The sequence below is a fragment of the Tepidibacillus decaturensis genome (genome assembly GCF_001561915.1).
Classification (GTDB): domain Bacteria; phylum Bacillota; class Bacilli; order Tepidibacillales; family Tepidibacillaceae; genus Tepidibacillus_B; species Tepidibacillus_B infernus.
The window spans coordinates 226,363-229,944 of record NZ_LSKU01000001.1 but is presented as its reverse complement, the minus strand read 5'-3'; the positions used below and the strand labels follow the sequence as shown (position 1 = coordinate 229,944).

General features: G+C 40.6%; 3 protein-coding genes, 15 tRNA genes and 1 riboswitch. Of the genes, 1 reads left to right on the top strand and 17 read right to left on the bottom strand.

What is annotated here, in order from left to right:
- The coding region (pdaA, locus tag U473_RS01060) for a delta-lactam-biosynthetic de-N-acetylase (RefSeq protein ID WP_153012061.1) at window positions 1-691 on the top strand (691 nt) is incomplete at its 5' end.
- Between the two features lie 30 nt (window positions 692-721).
- Here the strand turns inward: pdaA and U473_RS01055 are convergent.
- The 17 genes from U473_RS01055 to U473_RS00975 form a co-directional block, all read right to left on the bottom strand.
- The gene (locus U473_RS01055) at window positions 722-991 is read right to left on the bottom strand and encodes an HU family DNA-binding protein (protein ID WP_068722552.1); all 270 of its coding nucleotides are present in this window, start codon (window positions 989-991) and stop codon (window positions 722-724) included.
- Between the two features lie 24 nt (window positions 992-1,015).
- Window positions 1,016-1,405, bottom strand: a complete 390-nt coding sequence (locus U473_RS01050) for a hypothetical protein (protein ID WP_068722550.1) — start codon at window positions 1,403-1,405, stop codon at window positions 1,016-1,018.
- A gap of 77 nt (window positions 1,406-1,482) precedes the next feature.
- Window positions 1,483-1,568: riboswitch (cyclic di-GMP riboswitch) on the bottom strand.
- 334 nt (window positions 1,569-1,902) lie between these two features.
- Window positions 1,903-1,988, bottom strand: a tRNA-Leu gene (locus U473_RS01045).
- A 12-nt stretch (window positions 1,989-2,000) separates the two neighbouring features.
- Window positions 2,001-2,077: transfer RNA gene (locus U473_RS01040), tRNA-Arg, on the bottom strand.
- A gap of 63 nt (window positions 2,078-2,140) precedes the next feature.
- Window positions 2,141-2,229 (bottom strand) — tRNA-Leu (locus U473_RS01035).
- A gap of 19 nt (window positions 2,230-2,248) precedes the next feature.
- A tRNA-Cys gene (locus U473_RS01030) sits at window positions 2,249-2,322 on the bottom strand.
- A gap of 76 nt (window positions 2,323-2,398) precedes the next feature.
- A tRNA-Gly gene (locus U473_RS01025) sits at window positions 2,399-2,473 on the bottom strand.
- An 18-nt stretch (window positions 2,474-2,491) separates the two neighbouring features.
- Window positions 2,492-2,566, bottom strand: a tRNA-Gln gene (locus U473_RS01020).
- 5 nt (window positions 2,567-2,571) lie between these two features.
- Window positions 2,572-2,647, bottom strand: a tRNA-His gene (locus tag U473_RS01015).
- A gap of 11 nt (window positions 2,648-2,658) precedes the next feature.
- A tRNA-Trp gene (locus tag U473_RS01010) sits at window positions 2,659-2,732 on the bottom strand.
- Window positions 2,733-2,738: 6 nt separating this feature from the next.
- Window positions 2,739-2,822 (bottom strand) — tRNA-Tyr (locus U473_RS01005).
- A gap of 48 nt (window positions 2,823-2,870) precedes the next feature.
- Window positions 2,871-2,946 (bottom strand) — tRNA-Thr (locus tag U473_RS01000).
- Between the two features lie 8 nt (window positions 2,947-2,954).
- A tRNA-Phe gene (locus tag U473_RS00995) sits at window positions 2,955-3,030 on the bottom strand.
- 60 nt (window positions 3,031-3,090) lie between these two features.
- Window positions 3,091-3,167: transfer RNA gene (locus U473_RS00990), tRNA-Asp, on the bottom strand.
- Window positions 3,168-3,183: 16 nt separating this feature from the next.
- Window positions 3,184-3,259, bottom strand: a tRNA-Val gene (locus U473_RS00985).
- Between the two features lie 93 nt (window positions 3,260-3,352).
- Window positions 3,353-3,444, bottom strand: a tRNA-Ser gene (locus U473_RS00980).
- Window positions 3,445-3,446: 2 nt separating this feature from the next.
- Window positions 3,447-3,522: transfer RNA gene (locus U473_RS00975), tRNA-Asn, on the bottom strand.
- Window positions 3,523-3,582: the final 60 nt, after the last annotated feature.

The window sequence follows — 3,582 nt, the reverse complement described above, 5'->3', positions numbered from 1 at the left end:
AATTAAAAAAAGTAAAAATCACCAACCTGCTACAACTGAAAAAAATTATCTTGAGCTTTTAGAAAAACATGGCGGAATATTTATCGGAGATACCAAGCAAAAGGAATTGTATCTCACTTTTGATAATGGTTATGAAAATGGATATACATCTCAAATTCTTGATATATTGAAACAAAAAAAGATTCCTGCCGCTTTTTTTGTAACTGGCCATTATCTAAAGGATCAACCTGATTTGGTAAAAAGAATGGTAAATGAAGGTCATATTGTGGGTAACCATTCATGGAGCCATCCCAATATGACGGAAATTAGTGATCATCAATTAAAAAAAGAACTAGATAAGGTAAAAAATTTGTATACTATAATAACTGGTGAGAAGGAAATGCATTATGTAAGAGCCCCAAGAGGGGTATTTAGCGAACGAACACTTGCTCTTTCCTATCAAAATGGTTATATCAATGTTTTTTGGTCTCTAGCCTATAAAGATTGGGATATTCATGATCAAAAGGGGTGGAAATATGCTTATGACAAAATAATGGAACAAGTGCATCCTGGAGCAATCATGTTAATTCACACAGTATCCAAAGATAATGCTGAAGCTTTAAATAAAGTACTTGATGATCTTCTCAAAAAGGGCTATACCTTTAAAAGTATTGATGATTTACTAGTTAAGAAAAAGATATTGGATATTTAAAAATAGATAGGGGAAAACCCCTATCTATTTTTATACACGCTCTTTTAATGCTTTGCCTGGTTTAAAAGCTGGCACGTTTCTTTCTTTTATTTGAATCGTTTTGCCAGTTTGAGGATTCCTTCCTTTACGAGCACTACGCTTACGGGTTTCGAATGTTCCAAAACCAATAAGTTGAACTTTTTCACCTTTTGATAATGATTCACTAATTGCCTCAACAAGTTCCTTATAGACTGCATCTACATCTTTCACTTTGATTCCTGTGTTCTTAGCAATTTTTTGAACTAACTCTGTTTTGTTCATTTGATTTACCTCCGCTTTTTTAAATTATAAAATACATTTTTTTAAACTGTCTGTAATAAGATCATTTAAGTACTTTCTTGCCTCATCCTCGCGTTTAAAAACCACCTCCTTAAATGGAAGTTGGTTTAAGGAAATTAAGGTTTGCATTCGTATATAGTTGCGAAAATCTACAAGGTAAGCTAACCCAACCAATCCATGGCTTTTTATTTGATGAATCAATTGAAAAATGATCTTTTTATCATCAGGTAAAATATATCGAATCAAGCGAATGTCAACTAAAAAAACAAAAGGTTTTCCCTGAAGTAAAAGTAAATTCTTCTCAATAAGTTCTAGGAGTAGCATTACACTGTCTTCTCTTCGATAACTCCATTCAATTCTATTCTCTGAAGGATAAGCGATAATGGGATGTTCCAACCTTAACAACCCCCCTACTTTACTTAAAAACATTTTAAACAAAAAAATCCCCCGAAATAGAGGATCATTCTTCAAATTTCGGCAACTGGCTGGCATAGTGTAAAACACCTTAGCCCCTTTAGCTTTGCGGCCCTATTTTTCAATAGGTGTGCCATTATCATTTTTCCTTTCAATTCGACATTTATTACCAAATTCCTTCTAATCTCGCTAAAATTTTTAATCGGTCTCTCTTTTTCGAGTATATTATTTACAAATCGGTGGAGGCGTTGAAATATATACTATACCCGTTAAAACAAAAAAGCCAATACTCTGAATTAGTCAAAGCATTGGCTTAAAGTTTTTTAATTATGTATGGTTCACTCTAAGAGTACAACAATCCTTTTTGAACAATGAAATAAAATTGACGTAGTACTCGAAAAATAATATGGTGTACCAAAAAGGCACAACGATCATTCTCGAACGAGAAGTTAATTCAACGTAGTACTCGAAAAATAATATGGTGCCGGTGAAGGGACTCGAACCCCCACTCCTTTAGGGAACGCGATTTTGAGTCGCGCGCGTCTGCCAATTCCGCCACACCGGCATATTGTATCAATGGCGTGCCCTGAGAGATTCGAACTCCCGACCTTCTGATTCGTAGTCAGACACTCTATCCAGCTGAGCTAAGGGCACAAATATATATTCAATATTTATCCAACAAGGATGATTATTTGAAGTAGTATTAGAAAATTAATGTGGTGCCGAGGACCGGACTTGAACCGGTACGATAGTCACCTACCGCAGGATTTTAAGTCCTGTGCGTCTGCCAATTCCGCCACCCCGGCATATTTAATTTATTATTTATGGAGGCGGCAACCGGATTCGAACCGGTGGTAAAGGTTTTGCAGACCTCTGCCTTACCACTTGGCTATGCCGCCAAAATGGAGCACCCTACAGACACAACAATTTACATCAATCAATGAAGTTAACTCGATGTCTTACTCAGAATTAATATGGAGCGGACGACGAGATTCGAACTCGCGACCCTCGCCTTGGCAAGGCGATGCTCTACCACTGAGCCACGTCCGCCAATCCAATAATAAAAAATGGCTGGGCTGGCAGGATTCGAACCTGCGAATGACGGAGTCAAAGTCCGTTGCCTTACCGCTTGGCTACAGCCCATTAAATGGGGCGACCAGTGGGAATCGAACCCACGGATGCCGGAGCCACAATCCGGTGCGTTAACCACTTCGCCATGGCCGCCACAAATACAATGGCAGGGGTGGCAGGAATCGAACCCACACTAACGGTTTTGGAGACCGCTGTTCTACCGTTAAACTACACCCCTTTAGGATGGTGGAGGGGGTAGGATTCGAACCTACGAAGCTTCCGCAACGGATTTACAGTCCGCCCCATTTGGCCACTTTGGTACCCCTCCAAATATAAAAAATTATATTCACCTTAACGTAGTCACACTCAATATAAATGGTGCCGGCGAGAGGACTTGAACCCCCAACCTACTGATTACAAGTCAGTTGCTCTACCAATTGAGCTACACCGGCAAAACAAGTGGTGGTTCGGGACGGAATCGAACCGCCGACACGAGGATTTTCAGTCCTCTGCTCTACCGACTGAGCTACCGAACCTAATTCATGACAAAAATTATAGTATCATGAAACAAGTTGCAATGTCAATGTCGAAAAATATGGCGGAGCTGACGGGATTCGAACCCGCGGTCTCCTGCGTGACAGGCAGGCATGTTAGGCCTCTACACCACAGCTCCAAAATACTTAAAGAAATGGTGGACGATGACGGGATCGAACCGCCGACCCCCTGCTTGTAAGGCAGGTGCTCTCCCAGCTGAGCTAATCGTCCATACTAGAAATTTAGAGATTAATTCGTTGGAGGTTAGATTAAAAAATAATTATAATACGAAACAGCACTATATCTAACTTCTCACATCTAAAGTGGCGGAGAGGGTGGGATTCGAACCCACGAGACGCTTTTAACGCCTACACGATTTCCAATCGTGCTCCTTCGGCCATCTCGGACACCTCTCCACTGGCTCCTCGTGCAGGACTCGAACCTGCGACAACTCGGTTAACAGCCGAGTGCTCTACCAACTGAGCTAACGAGGAAACATTATGCCTGGCAACGTCCTACTCTCCCAGGACCCTTCGGTCCAAGTACCATCGGCT

What these genes read in the sequence shown, in the direction of transcription:
- U473_RS01055 (WP_068722552.1), bottom strand. Translation starts at nt 991, where the DNA reads ATGAACAAAACAGAGTTAGTTCAAAAAATTGCTAAGAACACAGGAATC.